Here is an 18,699-nt window from a genome sequence, read left to right as displayed (position 1 = left end):
GTTCAGGCCCCCAGCACGCTGCGGATCGCGGCCAGATCAACGTGGTGATGCTCGGCGATCACCACGAGCTGACCTTGGCGCGGACTGCCCCCCCACGGGCGGTCAAACTGATGCCGCACCCGCGCGCCCACCGCCTGAACCAGCAGGCGCATCGGCTTGCCGGTGACAGCGACATAGCCTTTGACGCGTAGGATGTGTTGCTCGGTCGCAAGGCGCTGGATCGCGGCCACCAGCGCATCAACATCACTGATCTCGGGCAGATCAATCACCACGGTGTCGAAATCGTCATGCTCGTGATCATCATGACCATCGTGATGCGAGGGACGCGCGGCGAGATCATCCTCGGCCTTTGCGTTCAGGCCAAGGATCAAAGCGGGGTCAATGATGCCTTCGGACATCGACAAGATCGGGATCGAGCGCGGAGATTCCGCCATGATTACGGCGCGGGCAGCGGCAAGGCCAGCTTCCCCCGCCAGATCGGCCTTTGACATCAGGATAATGTCGGCGCAGGCGATTTGATCCTCAAACACCTCGGACAGCGGGGTTTCGTGATCAAGGGAGGGATCAGCGGCGCGTTGCGCATCCACCGCCTCTACATTAGGCGCGAAACGGCCAGCGGCGACCGCCTCGGCATCGGCCAAGGCGATCACGCCATCAACGGTGATTTTAGAGCGGATCGCGGGCCAGTCGAAAGCCTTCAACAACGGTTTCGGCAGCGCCAGCCCCGAGGTCTCAATGATGATGTGATCGGGGCGCACGGGCAGCGCCATCAAAGCCTCGATCGTCGGGATGAAATCATCGGCGACGGTGCAGCAGATGCAGCCATTGGCCAGCTCGACGATGTTCTCCACCGGGCAGTTCGCATCGGCGCAGGATTTCAGAATGTCGCCATCGACGCCAACGGTGCCGAACTCATTGACCAAGATCGCCAAGCGCTTGCCCTGCGGGTTCTGCATCAAATGGCGGATCAGCGTGGTTTTGCCCGCGCCCAGAAAGCCGGTGATCACAGTAACGGGGATTTTTGCAAGATCAGACATCGGGAAGCTCCAAAGGGGGAATACGGGCAAGGCTTTGCTTGCGGAAAATTACCGGGCGCGCACGCCACGGCACGATACCATCGGGGGCGGCGAGATAGGCGGCGGCACCGAGAAGAATATCAGGTGCATCGGCCTCGGTTAGACGGCCATAGACATAGGACCAGCGTCCGGGGGCTGAAAGCGCCACCGCTGCACCAGAATTGCAGGCGGACAGACAGGGGACGCCGACGATGCGCAGACCCTCGGGAATGTCGCCCGCCAACAAGGCCGCATGCAGCCGCGCCCCCGGCAGCGCTTCACCGTCTTCTACGACCTCTCCGGCCTTACAGGTGGTGCAGACATGCAGCGTTACGGTCATCGGCCTATCCAAATTGAGCGATGGGATGGCCAGAAAGGCACGGCCAAGGGGCCTTGCCTGCTGGTTGCGAAACACCCCGTTCGCCCGTTCAGTCGCGCGCTGGCAGGTCTCCCGGCTTGCGGATACAGAGGTTGCCCCCCACGGTGGCCCGCCTTCCCGGATTGCTCCAGTGGCCTCGGGCAACCTCTCCGGTCACGGTCGCGGGGGCGGCAGCTTTCGGGGTCGCCCCCTTTCGCATTCCCTCTTCGCCTGTCATAAACAGGAACCAGCGCATGCCCACCTGCGGCACAACCGCCTCCCTTGTCAAGCAACGGAAAACACCTGATGGCCGACCCAGAGCTGCCCGTGATTGAAGCGACCCCCGATACCGACACTTCGGGTGACGAAAACGCCCGCCACGCACGCAAGATGGCCAAGAAGAAGGCCGCGCGGGATAAGATCATGGCGGGCAAGGCCGGGGATAAAGGCCTGCTGATCGTGCATACCGGGGCGGGCAAGGGTAAATCCTCCAGCGGATTCGGGATGATTCTGCGCTGCATTGCGCATGAGATGCCCTGTGCGGTGGTGCAGTTCATCAAGGGCGCCTGGGATACCGGCGAGCGGCGGATCATCGAGACGCATTTCGCCGATCTGTGCGAGTTCCACGCCATGGGCGAAGGCTTCACTTGGGAAACTCAGGACCGCGCTCGCGATATCGCGATGGCGGCTAAGGGATGGGAGAAGGCGAAAGAGTTGATCCGCGATCCCAGCAACCGTCTTGTGCTGCTGGATGAGATCAACATCGCCTTGCGCTATGATTACCTCGATATCGTCGAGGTGCTGGCATTTCTTGCCGCTGAAAAACCGCCCTTGACGCATGTGGTGATGACCGGGCGCAACGCGAAACCCGAATTGATTGAGGCCGCCGATCTGGTGACAGAGATGACGTTGATCAAGCATCCGTTCCGATCCGGCATCAAGGCGCAGCCGGGGGTGGAGTTTTGATGTGTTGCGCCTGCTGAACTGACAGATTGGGGGTCAGCCCCCAAACCCCCGGGATATTTGAGCCAAGATGAAAGCAACGAAGTGTTAACTATCGTGTGTCAGACAGGTCATGCGGCACAGGGGGGGACCCCGATGGTCGCCCAAGGTGAAAGCGCAACACCTCCCCCGATCTATCGGCCCGAGGTGTTGCGCCCGCCTTTGGCTTTCATCTTGGCAAAAATATCCCCGCCGGAGGCTTCCGTAGGTTGTGCAAAAGCGCGGCTGGACGTCCCAAAATGACCGCCCTCATGATCCAAGGCGCGGGTTCGAACGTCGGCAAGTCGCTGCTGGTCGCAGGCCTGTGCCGTGCAGCAAAGTTGCGCGGGCTTTCGGTCGCACCCTTCAAGCCGCAGAATATGTCGAACAACGCGGCAGTGACGGCGGACGGCGGTGAGATTGGCCGCGCACAAGCCTTGCAGGCTCTGGCTTGCGGGCTGGAGCCGCACACCGACATGAACCCGGTGTTGCTGAAGCCCGAGTCCGAGACGGGAAGCCAAGTTGTGGTGCAGGGCAAGCGCATCGCAACAGTGAAAGCGCGGGACTATGCGGCGCTGAAGCCTTCGTTGATGATGCCGGTGTTGGACAGCTTCAACCGGTTGAAGGCGCAATATGATCTGGTGATCGTGGAAGGTGCGGGCAGCCCGGCGGAGGTTAATCTGCGCCACGGCGATATCGCCAATATGGGCTTTGCGCGGGCGGCGGATTGCCCAGTAATCCTGACCGGAGATATAGATCGCGGCGGGGTGATCGCGCAGATTATCGGCACGCAGGCGGTGCTGGACCCTGCGGACAATGCGATGATCGCAGGCTTCCTGATCAACAAGTTTCGCGGCGATCCACGGTTGTTTGACGACGGCTACAACCTGATCGAAAGCCGCACCGGCTGGCGCGGCTTTGGCGTGGTGCCGTTCTTCACGGATGCGGCGAAACTACCTGCCGAGGATGCTTTAGACCTGCCAAAAGGCGGCGGGGCGGGCGGCTATAACATCGCGGCGCTGACACTTTCGCGGATTGCCAATTTCGATGATCTCGACCCACTGGCGCAGGAACCCGGCGTCAGCTTGCAGATGGTGCGGGCGGGCGAGGTGATTGCGGGCGATACCGATCTGGTGATCATTCCGGGCTCCAAGTCGACGCGGGGCGATCTGGCCTATCTGCGTGCGCAGGGTTGGGATGTGGATTTGGCTGCGCATCTGCGGCGGGGCGGTCGCGTCTTGGGGATTTGTGGCGGCTATCAGATGCTGGGCCAGATCGTGCGCGATCCTGAGGGCATTGAAGGGTTGGCGGGTGAGACGCTGGGGCTTGCAGCTTTGGCGGTGGAAACCGTGATGACGCCGGACAAGCGGCTGACGCGGACCGAGGCCGTTCACGCAGCCACAGGACTACCGATGCAGGGCTATGAGATTCACATTGGTCGCACAGAAGGCCCGGATCGCGCCCGCCCGTTCGCCTATGTGGATGGACAGCCCGAGGGGGCAGTTTCAGCGGATGGCTGCGTGATGGGCAGTTATCTGCATGGCATGTTCGCCAATGATGCGTTTCGCGCAGGATTCCTCCGCCAGATCGGTGCGCAGGCCTCAAGGTTAACCTACGCGGCGGGGGTGGATGCGGTGCTGGACGCGCTGGCTGCGCATCTAGAAACCCATGTCGATGTCAATGCCTTGCTGGCCTTGGCGCGCTAGCGGCGCGGCCATTCGGTCTGGGTGTTTTCTTGCCAGCCCGTGCGGTGCAGCAGCGGGGTATCGTCCATAAATTCGGGATGGCCGAGGCAAAGATAGGCGGCAAATTCCCAATCCTCAGGCACGCCCAGCAACGCCTCGATGTCATGCGGTTCCAAAATTGAGACCATGCCGAGGCCCAAATTCTCGGCCCGCGCCGCAAGCCACAACGTATGGATCGCCATCGCCGTCGATTGGCGCAGGGTTTCGGGCAGGGTTTGGCGGCCAAGACCATGCCCGGCCTCGGGGTGCATCACATTGAACACCGCCAGTTGCACCGGGGCCATCTCGAGCCCCGCCAGCTTTAGCGCCAGATATTCCGCATGCTTTTCGCCAGTGTAAAGCTTGGCGGCCTCGGCGTTGCAGCGGCTGAAATTGGCGCGCACGGCAGCGCGCAGGGCGAGATCATCGACGCGGATCACCCGCCACGGCCGCGCGTTGCCGACCGAGGGCGCACAATCCATCGTAGCGCGCAGCCGCTCCAGCACCGCCTCATCCACCGGATCGGGGCGGAAATGCCGCACGTCACGACGCCATTGCAGGATGCGCAACAGGGTGGCGGATTCGTCTGCGGTGAACTGCATCAGGCCTCCAACGCGCGAGTCAGCCGCGCCCATTCGGCGGATGAGCCAGGAAGGCCGATCCGCAGCCATCGGTTCGAATAGGGAAAGATACGGCTCCAAATTTGCTGTTTTGCCAGCCGGATTTGTGCGGTTTCTGCATCCGGTGTCTCATAGCTACGGAACAATTCGCAACCGCCGATCAGTTGCCAGCCTGCCGCCAATGCCAAAGCATCGGCCTGTACAACTTCAGACCGCAAGCGCTGCACCGTCGCCTCGGCCCAAGCCTTGTCTGCCAAGGCCGCAGCCCCGATCCGCAGCGCCGCACCGTTCACAGGCCACGGCCCGCACATTTCATGCAGCGCCGCAATATCCTCAGCGCAGCCAATCACGAAGCCCAACCGCACCCCAGCGAGCCCGTAGAACTTGCCGAAAGAGCGCAGCACCAGCAGACCCGACTGCCCGGCTTGCGGCAGCAAAGACACCTCCGGTTGCGCATCGGCGAAGCTTTCATCCACCACCAACCGCCCGACCTGCCCCGCCAAAGCCAGCAGGTCGGCGGGCGGGTAGGAACGGCCATCGGGGTTGTTGGGGTTCACCACCACCGCGAGGTCAGCCCCCGCCAACTGGCCGAACTGACTGACCTGTTCAACCCTCCAGCCAGCGGCGCGCAAAGCGGCGGCATGTTCGTTATAGGTCGGCCCCAGCACGCGGGCCTTTCCCGGCTTCGCAAGCCGCGGGATCATCTGAATCGCGGCTTGCGCGCCTGCCACCGCCAGCATCGGGGCGGTGCAGCGGTAGGTTTTGGCGGCCACGTTCAGCAGGGCTTGCTTGGCGGTTTGCGTGGGCAGCATCGTCCAATCCTCAGGCTGCAAAACCGGGATCGGATAGGCCACGCGGTTGATGCCGGTGGACAGATCAATCCAATCGGTGCCGCCAAAGCAGGCGATGGCCCCGTCAATATTTCCCCCGTGATCGCGCATCTGCCCCCTCAGACCAGCGCTAAACCGAGCAGCGCTGCGCCCAGCACAAACATCGCCCGGACATAAAGCGCAAGGCCTCGTTGCAGATCGGCAGGGGTTGGGTCGGCGGCACCCGCATTGACCCAAGGCTCGTCAGCGATACGATCGGCATAAACCCGCGGCCCCGACAGCCGCACAGCAAGACCTGCAGCCATCGCGGCTTCAGGCCAGCCCGCGTTGGGCGAGCGGTGCAGGCCAGCATCACGCCACATCACTTTCGCGGCTTGGCGCGGGGCGGTGGAGACCAACGCAAATACCGCCCCCGTCAGCCGCGCTGGGATCAGATTGACCAGATCGTCGATCCGCGCCGAGGCCCAACCAAACGCCTCAAACCGGGGCGTGCGGTGGCCGATCATCGAATCGAGCGTATTGATCGCCTTATAGGCAGCAATCCCCGGCAAACCGAATATGGCTCCCCAAAACAGCGGCGCAACGATGCCGTCCGAGGTGTTTTCGGCCAGACTTTCCATCGCCGCCCGCGCCACGCCCGCCTCGTCCAGCACCGCAGCGTTGCGCCCGACGATCATCGACACCGCAACGCGCGCCTGCACCAGATCGTTGTTTTGCAACGGCGAAACCACCGCCGCAACATGGGCGTACATCGCGCGCAGCGCCAGCAGTGGCCAAGCCAAAACGCCGCCGATCAGGATGCCCAGCCAGCCCACAGGCAATGCAGATTGCAATGCCCACGCCAGCCCGCCTGTGCCGCCAATCACCACCAGCGCCGTCGCGACCCCAGCTATCCGACGCGATAGATCAGGGGCAGCATCGTGGTTCAGCGCAAGGTCCAGCCAGCGGATCAACGCGCCGATCCACGTCACCGGATGGCCGATCACCGCGTAAAGCCGTGCAGGCCAGCCGATTGCGCTGTCCAACACCATCGCCACAAGCATCATCGCGGCAAAACTCATCTGCCCCCTCCGGCTCGAAACTGGAGGATACCGCGCAAGCCCGCAGCCTGCAAAGCGACGCTGGCGTGCTGCGGAACCTCACCGGGCGCGAAGATCAGCCCCCGCGCCGCCCCAGTATGAGCGATGACATAGCCCAAGGCCCCAAGGTCTACTGCAAGCGACGCGATAGGATCACTTTGCGCCCCGCGATGTGCCAAGGTGCGGCTTGCCGACAGGCTGGCCAGAGCTGCGATGCGTGGTAGATCGCGGGCAGCGCAGCCGTCCTGCCATTGCGGGATCAGATCCGCAATATCGGGAAAATCCATGTCCCGGGGATCGGTGCGGCGCGGCGGGCCGAAAAATCCGCCGATGACCTCCATTTCGGGCGGCAGCGGCAGCGTGGCAAGAATTTCCCCATGACGTGATGCCCAAAGTGTCTGCGACGGCAGCGGCAGCATCAATGGGTCCGACGCCCCTTCCACCGCAATACAGGCCCGCGCCAGAGCCATCGGCTCTCCCTGCCAACCCGCCAAACCCGCAAGTGCCACCAAGGCAGCCGTCGAGACACCTGCGCCACCGCCGGGGGGCATCTCCGCCGCGAAACCGAGCCTGCCAGAGATTGAAAGACCTAACAAACACAGCAGTTTGACAGCCCGTTCTTCGGGGATGATCGCAGCGCTGGCCTCGGTGATCGCAAACCCCTGCCCAGCTGCAAGGCTTGCCGTCACCCCCAGCACCGGGCACGGCAAGGTCACCAGCGCCACCGGGCCATCGCGCCCGATCCGCCCTTGCAACAACTCGCCAAAATGCCCCGCGACGCGGAGGGTATCCTGCCTCATCGCCGCATCCGATTGACGCCCGCCACCGAAAACACCCCGCCCGGAAGCGCCACAAGCGTGGTCAGCGACAGTGGCGCGATTTGAAACGCCAACCCTAATTCAGGCACTCCTAAAGCCAGCCCCAAAGCCGCGCGGATCACTCCGGCATGGGCGACGATCACCACGCGACCGCCCAGCGACCCGACCTCAAGCAAGGCAGGCGTCACCCGCTCATAGAGATCCAGAAAACTCTCGCCCTGAGGTGGGCGATGCGCAGCCAGTACCGCCCCCGACAGCACCCCCAAATCCGGCAAATCGGTAAAAGGAACCCCTTCCCAAGCGCCAAAATCCTGCTCCCACAACCGCGCGTCCTGTTCCGGCGCAAGGTCAGGCCATAGCGCCGCCGCTGTCTGCGCACAGCGCAAGGCCGGACTGATCCGCCAATGATCCACCGCCCCCACCGCGCCGCGCAAAGCCGCAAAGGCCAAGGCATCGCTGCAATCGGCCGCCACATCACGCCGCCCAGCCATCCGCCCTTCGGTCAGCGCGGGTGCGTGGCGGATCAGCATGATCTCGGTCTGGCAATCTGTCGCGGTCTGTGTCGGGGCATCTGTCGGGGCATCAGCAGGCACGGTCGCATTTCTCCTTTCGCGCTGGCCCCGTTTCTGCTTTGACATCAGCCAAGGGGCAAGGGCCGATATGCACAAAACCATCCTGATCACCGGCGGCGCGCGCTCTGGCAAAAGCCGGATCGCGGAGATTCGCGTTTTGCAGATGGCCCAAGCCGAACGTCGCCCCGCGCATTACATCGCCACTGCGCAGGCTTGGGATGAGGAGATGCGCGCCCGTATCGCCGAACATCAGGCACGGCGCGGACCCGAGTGGATCACCCATGCCGAACCTTTGGATTTGCTCGCAGCCCTCACCGCGACCAATGGCAAAGGCCCGCGCTTGGTCGATTGTCTGACGCTCTGGCTGACCAACCTAATGCTGGGCAACCACGATTGGCGCGCGGCGGGTCAGGCTTTGCTGGCCGCCCTGCCCGCCCAGTCCAGCCCGGTGGTGTTTGTCACCAATGAAGTCGGCATGGGCATCGTGCCCGAAAACGCCCTTGCCCGCGCGTTCCGCGATGCAGCAGGCACCCTGAACCAATGGATCGCAGCCGAGGCGGATGAGGTGATCCTCGCCGTCGCGGGCCTGCCAATGAAGGTGAAATGATGAAACTGACCACGCTCGCCGCCGTCGCCGATCTGGCCGCAACCCTGCCGCAAGCCGATACAAAAGCCGCCGACGCCGCGCTTGCGCGGCAAAACTGCCTGACCAAACCGCCGGGATCTTTGGGGCGATTGGAGGAATTGGCCGTGTTTATGGCGGGCTGGCGTGGCACGGCCCGTCCGCAGATCGCCGGCGCCCAAGCCCTAGTTTTCGCCGGAAACCACGGCATCTGCGCCCAAGGCGTCAACCCCTATCCGCAGGCGGTGACCGCACAGATGGTCGGCAACTTTCAGGCAGGCGGTGCCGCGATCAACCAACTCTGCCGCGCCAATGGGGCGGAGCTGTCGGTAATCGCACTTGAACTTGACCGCCCCACCGCCGATTTCACCCAAGGCCCCGCGATGACCGAGGCCGAGACTTTGACCGCGATGCAGGCCGGGGCGGATGCGGTGGATGTGACGGCGGATGTGCTGATCCTGGGCGAAATGGGCATCGGCAATTCAACCGTTGCCGCCGCCATGGCCTCAGCGCTGTTTGGCGGTGAGGTCGCCGGATGGGTCGGGACTGGCACCGGATCAGACAGCGACGGCATCAAGCGCAAGATCGCCGCGATTGAAACCGGGCTTGCGCGCCACAAAGGCCTGTCCGCGATGGGCGTTCTGGCGGCCTTGGGCGGGCGCGAGCAGGCGGCGATTTGTGGCGCAGTTCTGGCCGCACGCGCCGCGCGCATCCCGGTCATTCTAGATGGCTTTATCTGCACCGCTGCGGCCTCGGCGCTTTATGCGGCGAACCCGGCCCTGCTGGATCACTGCCTTGTCGGCCACCAAAGCGCCGAGCCGGGGCATCGCAAGCTGCTGGCCGCACTTAACAAACGCGCGGTTCTGGAGTTTGACATGCGCTTGGGCGAAGGCTCGGGCGCGGCTTTGGCTTTGGGCATCCTGCGCAGCGCGCTTGCTTGTCATAACGGCATGGCCACCTTCGGCGAGGCCGGAGTTTCCGAGGCATGACACCGCTGCGCGCCCGCGCGGCAGAGGTTCAGTTGGCGGTAATGCTGCTGACCCGCCTGCCTGCGGGGCAGATGGCCGAAGCCCCCGCCATTGGCGCTGCGGTCTGGGCGTTTCCGCTTGCGGGGGCGCTGGTGGGCGGCATCGCAGCGGCGGTTCTGGCCGGGGCTTTGGCGCTTGGCATAGCGTCCGCCTTGGCGGCGGGGCTGGCTTTGGCCGCAAGTGTGATCGCGACGGGCGGGTTGCATGAAGACGGCCTTGCCGACTGCGCCGACGGCTTTGGCGGCGGCCGCGACCGCGACCGCAAGCTGGAAATCATGCGCGACAGCCGCATCGGCAGCTATGGCGGTCTGGCGTTGATCCTGTCACTGGGCCTGCGCTGGCAGGCTTTGGCGATTTTGGCCGCGCATCAGCCTGCGTTCGCGCCCTTCGCTGTGATCGCGCTTGCGATATCCAGCCGTGCCGGGTTGGGGTTTACCCTGCTGTGGCTGCCCGCCGCGCGCAGCGATGGCATGGGGAAATCAGCGGCTGCCACCAGCTTTGCGCGTGCGATGGTCGGGCTGGCGCTGGCAGGCCTTGGCTTGGCGGTTTTGCTGCCATGGCCCTCTGCGCTCTGTGTCTTGGCCGCAATGGCCGCAGCGCAACTGATCTTCGCCCGTATCGCCCTGCGCCAGATCGGCGGGCAAAGCGGGGATGTTTTGGGGGCGATGCAGCAGTTGGCCGAGATCGCAGGCTGGTTGGTTCTGGCGCGCTGATTTGGCGGAGTGACCGGGGGCTAGCCCCCGGATCCCCAGGATATTTTCACGCAGAGGATGACCAAATTTTATTAAAGTTTTGGTCGCTTTTGCAGCAAGGGCATCACGTCAGCCATCTCTGGACCTGCATCCAAGCCCGTGACAGCCCGGCGCAGCGGGCGGAACAGGGTTTTGCCCTTGCGCCCCGTCGCCTCTTTCACCGCATTGGTCCACTCGCCCCAAGTTGCGGTAGTCCACGGCCCTTCGGGCAGCATATCAAAGGCTTGCGCCACGAATTCGCGGTCTTCGTCATCGACGAGTGGAGTTGCTCCATCGCGGAACAGCACCCACCAGCCCTCTAGATCAGCCAGCACGGTGATGTTGGCCTTGGCGACGTTCCAGAACAACTCGGCCTTGTCGGCGGGCACGCCCAGTGCCGCGATCTTCTCAGACACATTTGCCAACGGCAGCGATTGCACATGCGCGCGGGTCAGCGGGAACAGGTCTTCGGCGTCAAACTTCGTCGGGGCAGCACCAAAACTGCCGATATCAAAGCCGTCGATCAGGTCTTGCATCGAGGACGCCAATTCCACCGGCTTCGATGACCCCAGTCGCGCCATCAGCGACAGCAGTGCCATCGGCTCCACCCCCCGCGCCCGCAGGTCGCGCAGGCTCAACGTGCCCAGACGCTTGGACAATTCCTCCCCCTTCGGCCCGGTCAGCAGCGAGTGGTGCGAGAAATTCGGCGGCGTGCCGCCCATCGCCTGCATGATCTGGATCTGCGTCGCGGTGTTGGTGACATGATCCGCCCCGCGCACGATCGAGGTCACGCCCATATCAATGTCATCGACCGACGAGGCAAAGGTATACAAAATCTGCCCATCCGCCCGGATCAGCACCGGGTCAGACACCGAGGCCGCATCAATCGAGATCGGCCCGAGGATGCCGTCATTCCACTCAATCCGCTGTTGATCCAGCAGGAAACGCCAATAGCCCGCGCGGCCTTCATCGCGCGCTTTGGCCTTCTCATCTTCCGTCATCCGCAGCGACGCGCGGTCATAGACCGGCGGCTTGTGCATGTTCAGTTGCTTCTTGCGCTTCAGATCCAACTCCACCGGAGACTCAAAACACTCATAGAACCGATCCGCCGCGCGCAACTGGTCCGCCGCCTCGCGGTAGCGATCAAACCGCAGAGATTGCTGTTCCACCCGATCCCAATGCAGACCCAGCCATTCCAGATCGAACAGCAGCCCGTCAATGTATTCTTGTTTCGAGCGTTCCTGATCGGTGTCATCCAACCGCAGAATGAACGTGCCGCCAGCCTTGCGGGTGATCAGATAGTTCATCAGCGCCGTGCGCAAATTGCCGACATGGATATAGCCGGTGGGCGATGGGGCAAAGCGGGTAATCGTGGGACGATCGGTCATGTCGGCTCTCCTGCAACCGCCCTTCCCTGTCATATGACCCGCCGTTTGTCCAGTTATCGCCTTGCAGCTTTCCGCGCGGCGGCTAGGCTGCGGCCATGACCACGCCCCATGCCAGCCTGACCGCCCCAGACGCCGATCAAATCGAGGCCCTCGCCCGCGCGGCCATCGCCGAATTGCCGCTGCCCTATCGCGAGGCTGCCCAGCAAGTCGCGCTGCGGATCGAGGATTTTGCCAGCGATGAGATGCTCGCCGAACTCGGCTGCGAAAGCCCGTTCGAGTTGACGGGCCTGTACGATGGCACCCCGCTGACCGAGAAATCCGTGTCCGATCAACCGCTTCAGCCCGATATGATCTGGCTGTTCCGCCGCCCGATCTTGGATGAATGGGTCGAACGCGGCAATGTCACCCTGCAAGAACTGGTCGCCCATGTCTTGGTGCATGAACTCGCGCATCACTTCGGCTGGAGCGACGAAGAAATCGGCGCGATTGATCCGTGGTGGGAGTAAACAATCCACGCCCCAGCACGCTTGCCGCTTGGACAGCGCGCGAAAATCTTTCTATCATGTCAGTTCTATCCTGCCCGTGCAGTGTGATGATTTTAATCTGAAATTGGGGAGTTGATCCATGTTTGCCAAAACCGTCGCCGCCGTTGTTCTCGGCACAGCGCTTGCAATGCCTGCCGGTGCCGGGCCGGTGCTTGATAAAGCCGCTGAAATTGAGGCTTTGATGGCCGCCGATAATGCCAGTGGGGCTATAGATGCAGCGAACGCCCTGCTCGCGACGGTCTGGGACAGCAGCAAGGACATCGGCATTCATCAGACCGTTCTGGTGACGCAACCCGCTGCGGGATATGGCATCTACAATCCGCGCCCGGATGAAAAGTTCAAAGGCGGCGAGCCGATTCTGATCTATGCCGAGCCGTTTGGTTTTGGCTATGGCTCGGGCGGTGATGGGCTTTACACCATTGGTTTTATTGTCGACTTGAAGGTGATGACCGAGGCGGGCGAAGTGCTGGGGGAACTGCCGTCGGTCGCTAATCTCGATCTGACCTCGCGCTACCAGAACCGTGAGTTTCAGGCCAATCTGACCTATACATTGTCGGGTATCGCCCCCGGTCGCTATGTGCTGGAAACCACCTTGCGCGATAAGAATTCTGAAAAGGTAGGCACTTTTCAGAATACCATTGAGATCGTCGAATAAGGCCACGGTCCCATGGTCTCCCAGCAAACGCCTATCCTGACCCTCACCCTGAACCCCGCGCTGGATATGGCGACGGGAGTGGCGGAATTGGTGCCGGATCAGAAGTTGCGCTGCTCGGAACCGCTGCTCGATCCCGGTGGCGGTGGCTTGAACGTCAGCCGCGCGATTGCGGCTTTGGGCGGCGAAAGCCTGGCACTGGTGGCGTTGGGCGGGTTGACCGGCGATCGTCTGGCCGGGCTGATCCGGCAAGAATCCGTGCCTTTTCTGGCCCTGACCGCCCCCGGCGAAACCCGGCAAAGCCTGACCGTCACCGAAGCCAAGACCGGGCGGCAGTACCGCTTCATGCTGCCGGGGCCGATCTGGTCAGAGATCGATCAGGACCGCGTGTTCATGCTGTTGCGGGCCTCGGCCCGACCCGGTGCGATTGGGGTGATTTCGGGCAGCCAGCCGCCGGGGGTTCCAGTGGATTTTCCTGAACGATTGGCCAGCTCGATGCCCGGTTTGAACGTGGTGCTGGATACCTCGGGCGCGCCGCTGCGCCAAGCGGTCAGCCATCCGATCCCCGGATTATTTGTGCTGCGGATGGATGGCGAGGAAGCCGAAAGCATCGCGGGGCACACGCTGGAAACGCGCGTGCAAAGTGCTGATTTTGCCTCTGATCTGGTCAAGCGCGGCGTCGCACAGCGGGTGATCGTGGCACGCGGCGCGGATGGCTCGGTGATGGCCGAAGCCGGGCGGCGCGTGTTTGCGAAAGCCGCGAAAGTGCAGGTGGTTAGCACGGTCGGCGCGGGCGACAGCTTTGTGGCGGGCTTCGTGCTCAGCCTTGCGCGAGGGATGGATTCAGCTCAGGCATTGGCCTATGGCGCGGCCGCAGCCAGTGCGGCGGTGACGACGGATGCCACGCAGCTCTGCCACTTGCCCGATGTCGAACGCCTGTTGCCGCAGTGTGAAATCAGCGCGGTTTAGCCCCGCGGGGCCCATAAAATCAGCGCCGCTCCGGCCAAAGCCAAGGCCGCACCGCCAAAATCGGCCCAGTCGGGCTTGCTGCCCTCAACCAACCAAAGCCACAAAAGCGACGCCGCGATATAAACCCCGCCATAGGCCGCATAACTGCGCCCCGCGTGGCTCGGCGGCGTCAAAGCCAGCACATATGCAAAGCCCGCCAAAGCAATAGCACCGGGAACCAGCCACAATACCGATGCCCCCCGCCACCAGCTCCAGACCGCAAAGCAGCCCGCGATTTCGAGGAAGGCAGCGAGGATATAGAGCGGCATCAGGCGTTGTCGCGCCAGCGGTTCGCAATCGGATAGCGGCGGTCGCCTGCAAAGGCGCGGCGGGTCAGCCTTGTGCCGGGGGCGGATTGGTAGCGTTTGTATTCGCTGATATACAGCAAATGTTCGACCTTCTTCACCGTGGCGCGATCAAACCCCTTGGCAACCAGATCAGCGACCGAAAGCTCTTGCTCCACCAGCCCATCCAAAATCGCATCCAGCACCGGATAGGGCGGCAGGCTGTCCTCATCCTTCTGATCGGGGCGCAACTCGGCACTCGGCGGCTTATCAATGACGCGCGGCGGGATCACCACGCCTGCGGGGGCCAGCATCCAAGGACGATGGTTGTCATTGCGCCAGCGGCAGGTGTCAAAAACCCGAGTTTTATACAGGTCTTTCAGCGGGTTATAGCCACCGTTCATATCGCCATAAATCGTGCAATAGCCCACCGCCATCTCGGATTTATTGCCCGTGGTCAGCAGCATCTCACCAAACTTGTTCGACATCGCCATCAGCAACAACCCGCGCAGGCGGGACTGCACGTTTTCTTCGGTCACGTCTTCAGCGGTGCCCTCGAACAGATGTTCCAGCGCGCGCGAAACAGACTCCTGCGCGCCCGAGATCGACACCGTGTCCAACTGACAGCCCAAAGCCCGCGCAACCTGCGCCGCGTCGTCCAGCGAATGCGCCGAGGTATAGCGCGACGGCAGCATCACACAGCGCACGTTTTCCGGCCCAATCGCATCGGCGGCAACGGCTGCCACAATGGCGCTATCAATCCCGCCCGACAGCCCCAACAAAACCTTCTTAAACCCGGTCTTGCCAAGATAATCCTTCAAAGACATCACCATGGCCCGGTAGTCAGCCTCGTAGGAGATCGGCATCTTCTCCATGATCCCCGGCAAAGCCCGCCAGCCATCATCGGTTTCGACAAAATCCACATGCGTCACGCAAGCATCGAACTGCGGCAGTTGCGCCACCAATGCCCCGCCGGGGTTCAGCACAAACGAGGCCCCGTCAAACACCTGATCATCCTGCCCGCCGATCATGTTCAGATAGACCAGCGGTAACCCGGTCTCGATCACTCGCGCCACCATCAGATTGGTCCGCACCGAGGGTTTACCGCGATGATAGGGCGACCCATTCGGCACCAGCAGGATCTGCGCCCCGGTCTCGGCCAAGGTCTCACACACGTCCGCATGCCAGGCGTCTTCACAAATTGGCGAGCCAATCCGCAGCGGCCCCACCCGATACGGCCCCTGCGGCGGCGCCGAGGCGAACACCCGCTTTTCATCAAACACATCGCTGTTGGGCAGTTCATGCTTCAACACCGTGGCCGCAATCTTGCCGCCCTCAAGGACGTAATAGGCGTTGTAAAGTAGACCATCCTTCACGCATGGCCCGCCAATCCCCAGCGCCGGGCCATCGACAATCCGCTCGGCCAAAGCCTCCACCGCTTGTATCGCAGCCAAATGAAACGCCGGTTTCATCACCAGATCTTGTGTCTGATACCCGGTGATGAACATCTCGGTCAGCGCCACCATCTGCGCCCCCGCCGCGCGTCCCTGCAACCAGACCTCATAGGCTAGTGCCGCATTGGCCTCGATCGCGCCCAAACTGGGGTTCAACTGGGCGAGGGTCAGGCGGAACGTCGCGGCCATGTTATGCTCCGGGCTAGGGTTTTCCCGGTTCTAGCAGGTTCAGAGCCGAGGGGAAGGCCAAGCGGGCGACTTGTCAGCAGGGCGCGGGCTCGGCTAGGGTGCGCCGCGACAACAGGGATAATGGTGATGCGCAACACAGGCTTGGCGGCGGCGATGGTGGTGGCTCTGGCTGGGGTGGCACTGGCACAGGACGCAGGCGAGATCATCAGCAAGCAATATGACGATGGCTCGGTCTACGAGGGCACCTTCGTCAATGGGTTGCAAGATGGCACCGGCACCTACCGCTTGCCGAACGGCTATGAATACGCGGGCGAATGGGTCGGTGGCGAAATCCGCGGCATGGGCGTGGCGCATTACCCAAACGGCTCAGTCTACGAGGGTCACTTCGCTGCCGGCAAGCCCGAGGGCAAAGGCAAGATCACCTTCGCCGATGGCGGCACCTATGACGGCGACTGGCGCGGTGGCAAAATGACCGGGCAAGGCCGCGCATCTTATGCCAATGGCTCGGTCTATGTCGGCGCGCTCACCGAGGGCAAACATGACGGTCAAGGCAAGCTGACCGATGCCAATGGCTACAGCTATGCGGGCAACTGGCAGATGGGCGAAAAGCAGGGCGAGGGCGTGATCCGCTATCCTGATGGCACCACCTACACAGGCACCTTGGTCAAAGGCGCGCGCGAAGGCACCGGCACGCTGACCATGCCGAACAAATTAACCTATGTCGGTGCGTGGAAAGACGGTCAGATCAACGGTCTGGGCAAGCTGATCCAACCGAATGGCGATGTCTACGAGGGCGATTTCGTCGAGGGCCTGCGGGTCGGCAAGGGGACTGAGACCTATGCCAATGGCGATATCTACAAGGGCAGCTTCAAGGCTGACAAGCGCGACGGCAAGGGCACATTCACCGCCAAGGATGGCAGCAGCTATCAGGGCGATTGGGTGGCGGGCCAGATGCAGGGTCAAGGCCGCATGATCTATGCCGACCGTTCCACCTATGAGGGCGGCTTCAAAGCCGATCAGCCAGAGGGCGCGGGCAAGATCAGCTATGCCGATGGCTCCAGCTACGCGGGCCAATGGCTGAAAGGTGCTATCACCGGGCAAGGCACGGCGGTCTATGCCAATGGCGCGACCTACACCGGGGCTTTGGTCGGCGAAAAGCCTGAAGGCATCGGCAGCATGAGCTACCCCGATGGCTTCCGCTATGAAGGCGCGTGGAAAGCTGGCGTGCGTGAAGGCGTCGGCACCGCGACTTGGGCGGATGGCACGGTCTACAAGGGCAATTTCAAAGTGGGCCTGCGCGATGGCAAGGGCGCTTTGACGCAACCCGACGGCTTCAGCTACAGCGGCGATTGGCTGGCAGGCGCAATGCAGGGCAATGGCATCGCGATTTATCCAACGGGAGATCGCTACGAGGGCGGTTTCGTCGCAGGCAAGCGCGAGGGCGCGGGCAAACTGACCTATAAGGGCGGTGAAATCTCGGAAGGTATCTGGAAAGCTGGTGTGCTAGTCGGCCCACTCCCCAATGCCCCGGCGCAGCCACAGCCACCCGAAGCCCCTGCAACGCCTGCGGCCCCAGCGGCTCCCGAACCACCCACCGCCCCTGCAGACGCGTCCCCGCCCGCAGGCGAAACGGCCGCCCCGGCCAATCCCTAAGCGGCAGGCATCGGGCCAGCGCCCGCCGTCACCACGGCACTGCCTTGCCCGCATAATCATAAAACCCACCCGACTGGGCCGGGGTCAGCCCACCCAGCACCGCAATCAACCGCGCGGCGGATAGATCAGCGGCGTCCTTCTGCCCCGGATACCCCGCCGTAAACGATGTGGCCACAGTACCCGGATGCAAACACGCCAGCACCGCCAACGGATGACTGCGCGCCAGCTCAATCGCCGCCGTATGCACGATCTGATTCAGCGCCGCCTTCGCCGCCCGGTAAGAATACCAGCCGCCCAAAGCATTGTCGCCAATCGACCCCACGCGGGCCGACAACACCCCCACCCGCGCCACCCGGTCCTTCTGTAACAGCCGAAGCACATGCTTGATCAGCAGCGCTGGCCCCACCGCATTCACCGCGAGCTGCTCCAGCATCGCCTCCGCCGACACAGCTTTCAGCGATTTCTCCGGCACCCCCAAAGCCCCCGAGGCGATGAACACCCAGTCAAACCTCCCCAACACCCCACCCAACACCCGCGCAACCGAGGCTTCATCCGTTACCTCCAACCCATCGGCAGAGCGTGACAAAGCCACCACCTCGCCCTGCGCAGCCAAAGCCCCCGCCAAAGCCGCCCCGATCCCGCCCGACGCCCCAATCACCAATGCCCGCATCGCGATCCTCCAACCCTGTGCTGCACTATCTCTGCTGCGCACCAACGGCGCAAAGATAGCCCGTGGCGGCCACTTCGCCATTGCGCATCGAATATTATCTTGATCCACACGATGGCAGATGCCGCAGAACCGAGCGCAACGACACGCCTTTGGCTGCCCCAGCCCGCCGCCGCCGACAAAACCACTCAGCCACCTTTGCCGCCAAGCCCACCCGAGCGCAAAGGTTAAGATTCTATGAACTTACCCCGGTTAACCCATTGTAATTATTACATCTACAACCCTGCCCACGCGCGGACAAACCCCTACACCTCCGCCCCCCCCAATCCCCTCTCGCAGAATTGCTCTTTCCCAAATACTCCCGCCGGAGGCTCCCCCTCTCACCCGCGCACCGCCCGCAAACTCATCCCCCGGCAGCGCCGCCGAGCGGGGGGTCGATGC

20 protein-coding genes and 1 riboswitch are annotated in these 18,699 nt (G+C 62.9%); of the genes, 9 read left to right on the top strand and 11 right to left on the bottom strand.

What is annotated here, in order from left to right; all coding sequences use genetic code 11:
• Nucleotides 1-2: 2 nt before the first annotated feature.
• Both cobW and ACS5RD_RS09940 read right to left on the bottom strand, forming a co-directional pair.
• The gene (gene cobW, locus ACS5RD_RS09945; protein WP_489931054.1) at nucleotides 3-1,037 is read right to left on the bottom strand and encodes a cobalamin biosynthesis protein CobW; all 1,035 of its coding nucleotides are present in this window, start codon (nucleotides 1,035-1,037) and stop codon (nucleotides 3-5) included.
• Nucleotides 1,030-1,395 carry a DUF1636 family protein gene (locus ACS5RD_RS09940; RefSeq protein ID WP_489931053.1) on the bottom strand — a complete coding sequence of 122 codons (366 nt, stop codon included), beginning with the start codon at nucleotides 1,393-1,395 and terminating at the stop codon, nucleotides 1,030-1,032. The genes cobW and ACS5RD_RS09940 overlap by 8 nt, the downstream gene beginning before the upstream one ends.
• A gap of 84 nt (nucleotides 1,396-1,479) precedes the next feature.
• Nucleotides 1,480-1,680: riboswitch (cobalamin riboswitch) on the bottom strand.
• Nucleotides 1,681-1,719: 39 nt separating this feature from the next.
• Here ACS5RD_RS09940 and cobO point away from each other — a divergent pair.
• Complete coding sequence (cobO, locus tag ACS5RD_RS09935; RefSeq protein ID WP_054007263.1) at nucleotides 1,720-2,379, top strand: cob(I)yrinic acid a,c-diamide adenosyltransferase; 660 nt, start codon at nucleotides 1,720-1,722, stop codon at nucleotides 2,377-2,379.
• 275 nt (nucleotides 2,380-2,654) lie between these two features.
• Nucleotides 2,655-4,100, top strand: a complete 1,446-nt coding sequence (locus ACS5RD_RS09930; protein WP_489931052.1) for a cobyric acid synthase — start codon at nucleotides 2,655-2,657, stop codon at nucleotides 4,098-4,100.
• Here ACS5RD_RS09930 and bluB read toward each other — a convergent pair.
• From bluB to ACS5RD_RS09905, 5 genes are read right to left on the bottom strand one after another with little or no spacing between them, the layout of a single operon-like run.
• Complete coding sequence (gene bluB / locus ACS5RD_RS09925; protein ID WP_489931051.1) at nucleotides 4,097-4,720, bottom strand: 5,6-dimethylbenzimidazole synthase; 624 nt, start codon at nucleotides 4,718-4,720, stop codon at nucleotides 4,097-4,099. The two genes, ACS5RD_RS09930 and bluB, sit on opposite strands and share 4 nt — an antisense overlap.
• Nucleotides 4,720-5,679: a threonine-phosphate decarboxylase CobD gene (gene cobD, locus ACS5RD_RS09920; protein WP_489931050.1), complete on the bottom strand. Its 960-nt coding sequence runs from the start codon at nucleotides 5,677-5,679 to the stop codon at nucleotides 4,720-4,722. The genes bluB and cobD overlap by 1 nt, the downstream gene beginning before the upstream one ends.
• A gap of 8 nt (nucleotides 5,680-5,687) precedes the next feature.
• Nucleotides 5,688-6,629, bottom strand: a complete 942-nt coding sequence (gene cbiB / locus ACS5RD_RS09915; RefSeq protein WP_489931049.1) for an adenosylcobinamide-phosphate synthase CbiB — start codon at nucleotides 6,627-6,629, stop codon at nucleotides 5,688-5,690.
• Entirely contained in the window at nucleotides 6,626-7,447 is an 822-nt protein-coding gene (locus ACS5RD_RS09910; RefSeq protein ID WP_489931048.1) for a propanediol utilization protein, read from the bottom strand. The genes cbiB and ACS5RD_RS09910 overlap by 4 nt, the downstream gene beginning before the upstream one ends.
• A complete protein-coding gene (locus ACS5RD_RS09905) occupies nucleotides 7,444-8,058 on the bottom strand; it encodes a histidine phosphatase family protein (protein ID WP_489931047.1) in 615 nt (204 codons plus the stop codon). The genes ACS5RD_RS09910 and ACS5RD_RS09905 overlap by 4 nt, the downstream gene beginning before the upstream one ends.
• A gap of 67 nt (nucleotides 8,059-8,125) precedes the next feature.
• Between ACS5RD_RS09905 and cobU the strand changes: the two genes are divergently transcribed.
• Genes cobU through cobS form a run of 3 tightly spaced genes read left to right on the top strand, consistent with a single transcriptional unit; the run spans nucleotide 8,126 to nucleotide 10,400 of the window.
• Complete coding sequence (gene cobU, locus ACS5RD_RS09900; protein ID WP_489931046.1) at nucleotides 8,126-8,644, top strand: bifunctional adenosylcobinamide kinase/adenosylcobinamide-phosphate guanylyltransferase; 519 nt, start codon at nucleotides 8,126-8,128, stop codon at nucleotides 8,642-8,644.
• Nucleotides 8,644-9,648, top strand: a complete 1,005-nt coding sequence (cobT, locus tag ACS5RD_RS09895) for a nicotinate-nucleotide--dimethylbenzimidazole phosphoribosyltransferase (protein WP_489931045.1) — start codon at nucleotides 8,644-8,646, stop codon at nucleotides 9,646-9,648. Before cobU ends, cobT begins: the two co-directional genes overlap by 1 nt.
• The gene (gene cobS / locus ACS5RD_RS09890) at nucleotides 9,645-10,400 is read left to right on the top strand and encodes an adenosylcobinamide-GDP ribazoletransferase (protein WP_489931044.1); all 756 of its coding nucleotides are present in this window, start codon (nucleotides 9,645-9,647) and stop codon (nucleotides 10,398-10,400) included. The genes cobT and cobS overlap by 4 nt, the downstream gene beginning before the upstream one ends.
• Nucleotides 10,401-10,471: 71 nt before the next feature.
• Here the strand turns inward: cobS and gltX are convergent, their stop codons facing one another.
• A complete protein-coding gene (gene gltX, locus ACS5RD_RS09885; RefSeq protein WP_489931043.1) occupies nucleotides 10,472-11,806 on the bottom strand; it encodes a glutamate--tRNA ligase in 1,335 nt (444 codons plus the stop codon).
• Between the two features lie 95 nt (nucleotides 11,807-11,901).
• On the opposite strand from gltX, the gene ACS5RD_RS09880 reads away from it, so the two are divergent.
• From ACS5RD_RS09880 to ACS5RD_RS09870, 3 genes are all read left to right on the top strand, one after another.
• Entirely contained in the window at nucleotides 11,902-12,312 is a 411-nt protein-coding gene (locus ACS5RD_RS09880; protein ID WP_489931042.1) for a metallopeptidase family protein, read from the top strand.
• 118 nt (nucleotides 12,313-12,430) lie between these two features.
• Nucleotides 12,431-13,006 (top strand): hypothetical protein, encoded by a 576-nt coding sequence (locus ACS5RD_RS09875; protein WP_489931041.1) that lies wholly within the window; start codon nucleotides 12,431-12,433, stop codon nucleotides 13,004-13,006.
• 12 nt (nucleotides 13,007-13,018) lie between these two features.
• Complete coding sequence (locus tag ACS5RD_RS09870) at nucleotides 13,019-13,972, top strand: 1-phosphofructokinase family hexose kinase (protein WP_489931040.1); 954 nt, start codon at nucleotides 13,019-13,021, stop codon at nucleotides 13,970-13,972.
• On the opposite strand, the gene ACS5RD_RS09865 is transcribed toward ACS5RD_RS09870, so the two are convergent.
• Nucleotides 13,969-14,280: a YnfA family protein gene (locus ACS5RD_RS09865; RefSeq protein ID WP_054007275.1), complete on the bottom strand. Its 312-nt coding sequence runs from the start codon at nucleotides 14,278-14,280 to the stop codon at nucleotides 13,969-13,971. The genes ACS5RD_RS09870 and ACS5RD_RS09865 overlap by 4 nt on opposite strands.
• Nucleotides 14,280-15,938, bottom strand: coding sequence for an NAD+ synthase (locus tag ACS5RD_RS09860; RefSeq protein ID WP_489931039.1), 1,659 nt, complete (start codon nucleotides 15,936-15,938; stop codon nucleotides 14,280-14,282). Before ACS5RD_RS09860 ends, ACS5RD_RS09865 begins: the two co-directional genes overlap by 1 nt.
• Before the next feature lie 120 nt (nucleotides 15,939-16,058).
• Here ACS5RD_RS09860 and ACS5RD_RS09855 point away from each other — a divergent pair, with 120 nt between their 5' ends.
• The gene (locus ACS5RD_RS09855) at nucleotides 16,059-17,591 is read left to right on the top strand and encodes an MORN repeat-containing protein (protein ID WP_489931038.1); all 1,533 of its coding nucleotides are present in this window, start codon (nucleotides 16,059-16,061) and stop codon (nucleotides 17,589-17,591) included.
• Nucleotides 17,592-17,619: 28 nt separating this feature from the next.
• On the opposite strand, the gene ACS5RD_RS09850 is transcribed toward ACS5RD_RS09855, so the two are convergent.
• Entirely contained in the window at nucleotides 17,620-18,261 is a 642-nt protein-coding gene (locus ACS5RD_RS09850) for an SDR family NAD(P)-dependent oxidoreductase (RefSeq protein ID WP_489931037.1), read from the bottom strand.
• Nucleotides 18,262-18,699 lie beyond the last annotated feature (438 nt).

It is taken from the genome of Cypionkella sp. PAMC25878 (assembly GCF_058135695.1).
This window is presented reverse-complemented; position numbering and strand designations above follow the sequence as displayed.

Excerpts from the sequence above, each read along its gene's own strand:
- gltX (WP_489931043.1), bottom strand. The coding sequence starts at position 11,806 with ATGACCGATCGTCCCACGATTACCCGCTTTGCCCCATCGCCCACCGGC.
- cobD (WP_489931050.1), bottom strand. The coding sequence starts at position 5,679 with ATGCGCGATCACGGGGGAAATATTGACGGGGCCATCGCCTGCTTTGGC.
- cobO (WP_054007263.1), top strand. The coding sequence starts at position 1,720 with ATGGCCGACCCAGAGCTGCCCGTGATTGAAGCGACCCCCGATACCGAC.
- ACS5RD_RS09870 (WP_489931040.1), top strand. The coding sequence starts at position 13,019 with ATGGTCTCCCAGCAAACGCCTATCCTGACCCTCACCCTGAACCCCGCG.
- cobU (WP_489931046.1), top strand. The coding sequence starts at position 8,126 with ATGCACAAAACCATCCTGATCACCGGCGGCGCGCGCTCTGGCAAAAGC.
- ACS5RD_RS09940 (WP_489931053.1), bottom strand. The coding sequence starts at position 1,395 with ATGACCGTAACGCTGCATGTCTGCACCACCTGTAAGGCCGGAGAGGTC.
- ACS5RD_RS09930 (WP_489931052.1), top strand. The coding sequence starts at position 2,655 with ATGACCGCCCTCATGATCCAAGGCGCGGGTTCGAACGTCGGCAAGTCG.
- ACS5RD_RS09875 (WP_489931041.1), top strand. The coding sequence starts at position 12,431 with ATGTTTGCCAAAACCGTCGCCGCCGTTGTTCTCGGCACAGCGCTTGCA.
- ACS5RD_RS09910 (WP_489931048.1), bottom strand. The coding sequence starts at position 7,447 with ATGAGGCAGGATACCCTCCGCGTCGCGGGGCATTTTGGCGAGTTGTTG.
- bluB (WP_489931051.1), bottom strand. The coding sequence starts at position 4,720 with ATGCAGTTCACCGCAGACGAATCCGCCACCCTGTTGCGCATCCTGCAA.
- cobS (WP_489931044.1), top strand. The coding sequence starts at position 9,645 with ATGACACCGCTGCGCGCCCGCGCGGCAGAGGTTCAGTTGGCGGTAATG.
- ACS5RD_RS09860 (WP_489931039.1), bottom strand. The coding sequence starts at position 15,938 with ATGGCCGCGACGTTCCGCCTGACCCTCGCCCAGTTGAACCCCAGTTTG.
- cobW (WP_489931054.1), bottom strand. The coding sequence starts at position 1,037 with ATGTCTGATCTTGCAAAAATCCCCGTTACTGTGATCACCGGCTTTCTG.
- cbiB (WP_489931049.1), bottom strand. The coding sequence starts at position 6,629 with ATGAGTTTTGCCGCGATGATGCTTGTGGCGATGGTGTTGGACAGCGCA.
- ACS5RD_RS09880 (WP_489931042.1), top strand. The coding sequence starts at position 11,902 with ATGACCACGCCCCATGCCAGCCTGACCGCCCCAGACGCCGATCAAATC.
- cobT (WP_489931045.1), top strand. The coding sequence starts at position 8,644 with ATGAAACTGACCACGCTCGCCGCCGTCGCCGATCTGGCCGCAACCCTG.
- ACS5RD_RS09865 (WP_054007275.1), bottom strand. The coding sequence starts at position 14,280 with ATGCCGCTCTATATCCTCGCTGCCTTCCTCGAAATCGCGGGCTGCTTT.
- ACS5RD_RS09855 (WP_489931038.1), top strand. The coding sequence starts at position 16,059 with ATGGTGATGCGCAACACAGGCTTGGCGGCGGCGATGGTGGTGGCTCTG.
- ACS5RD_RS09850 (WP_489931037.1), bottom strand. The coding sequence starts at position 18,261 with ATGCGGGCATTGGTGATTGGGGCGTCGGGCGGGATCGGGGCGGCTTTG.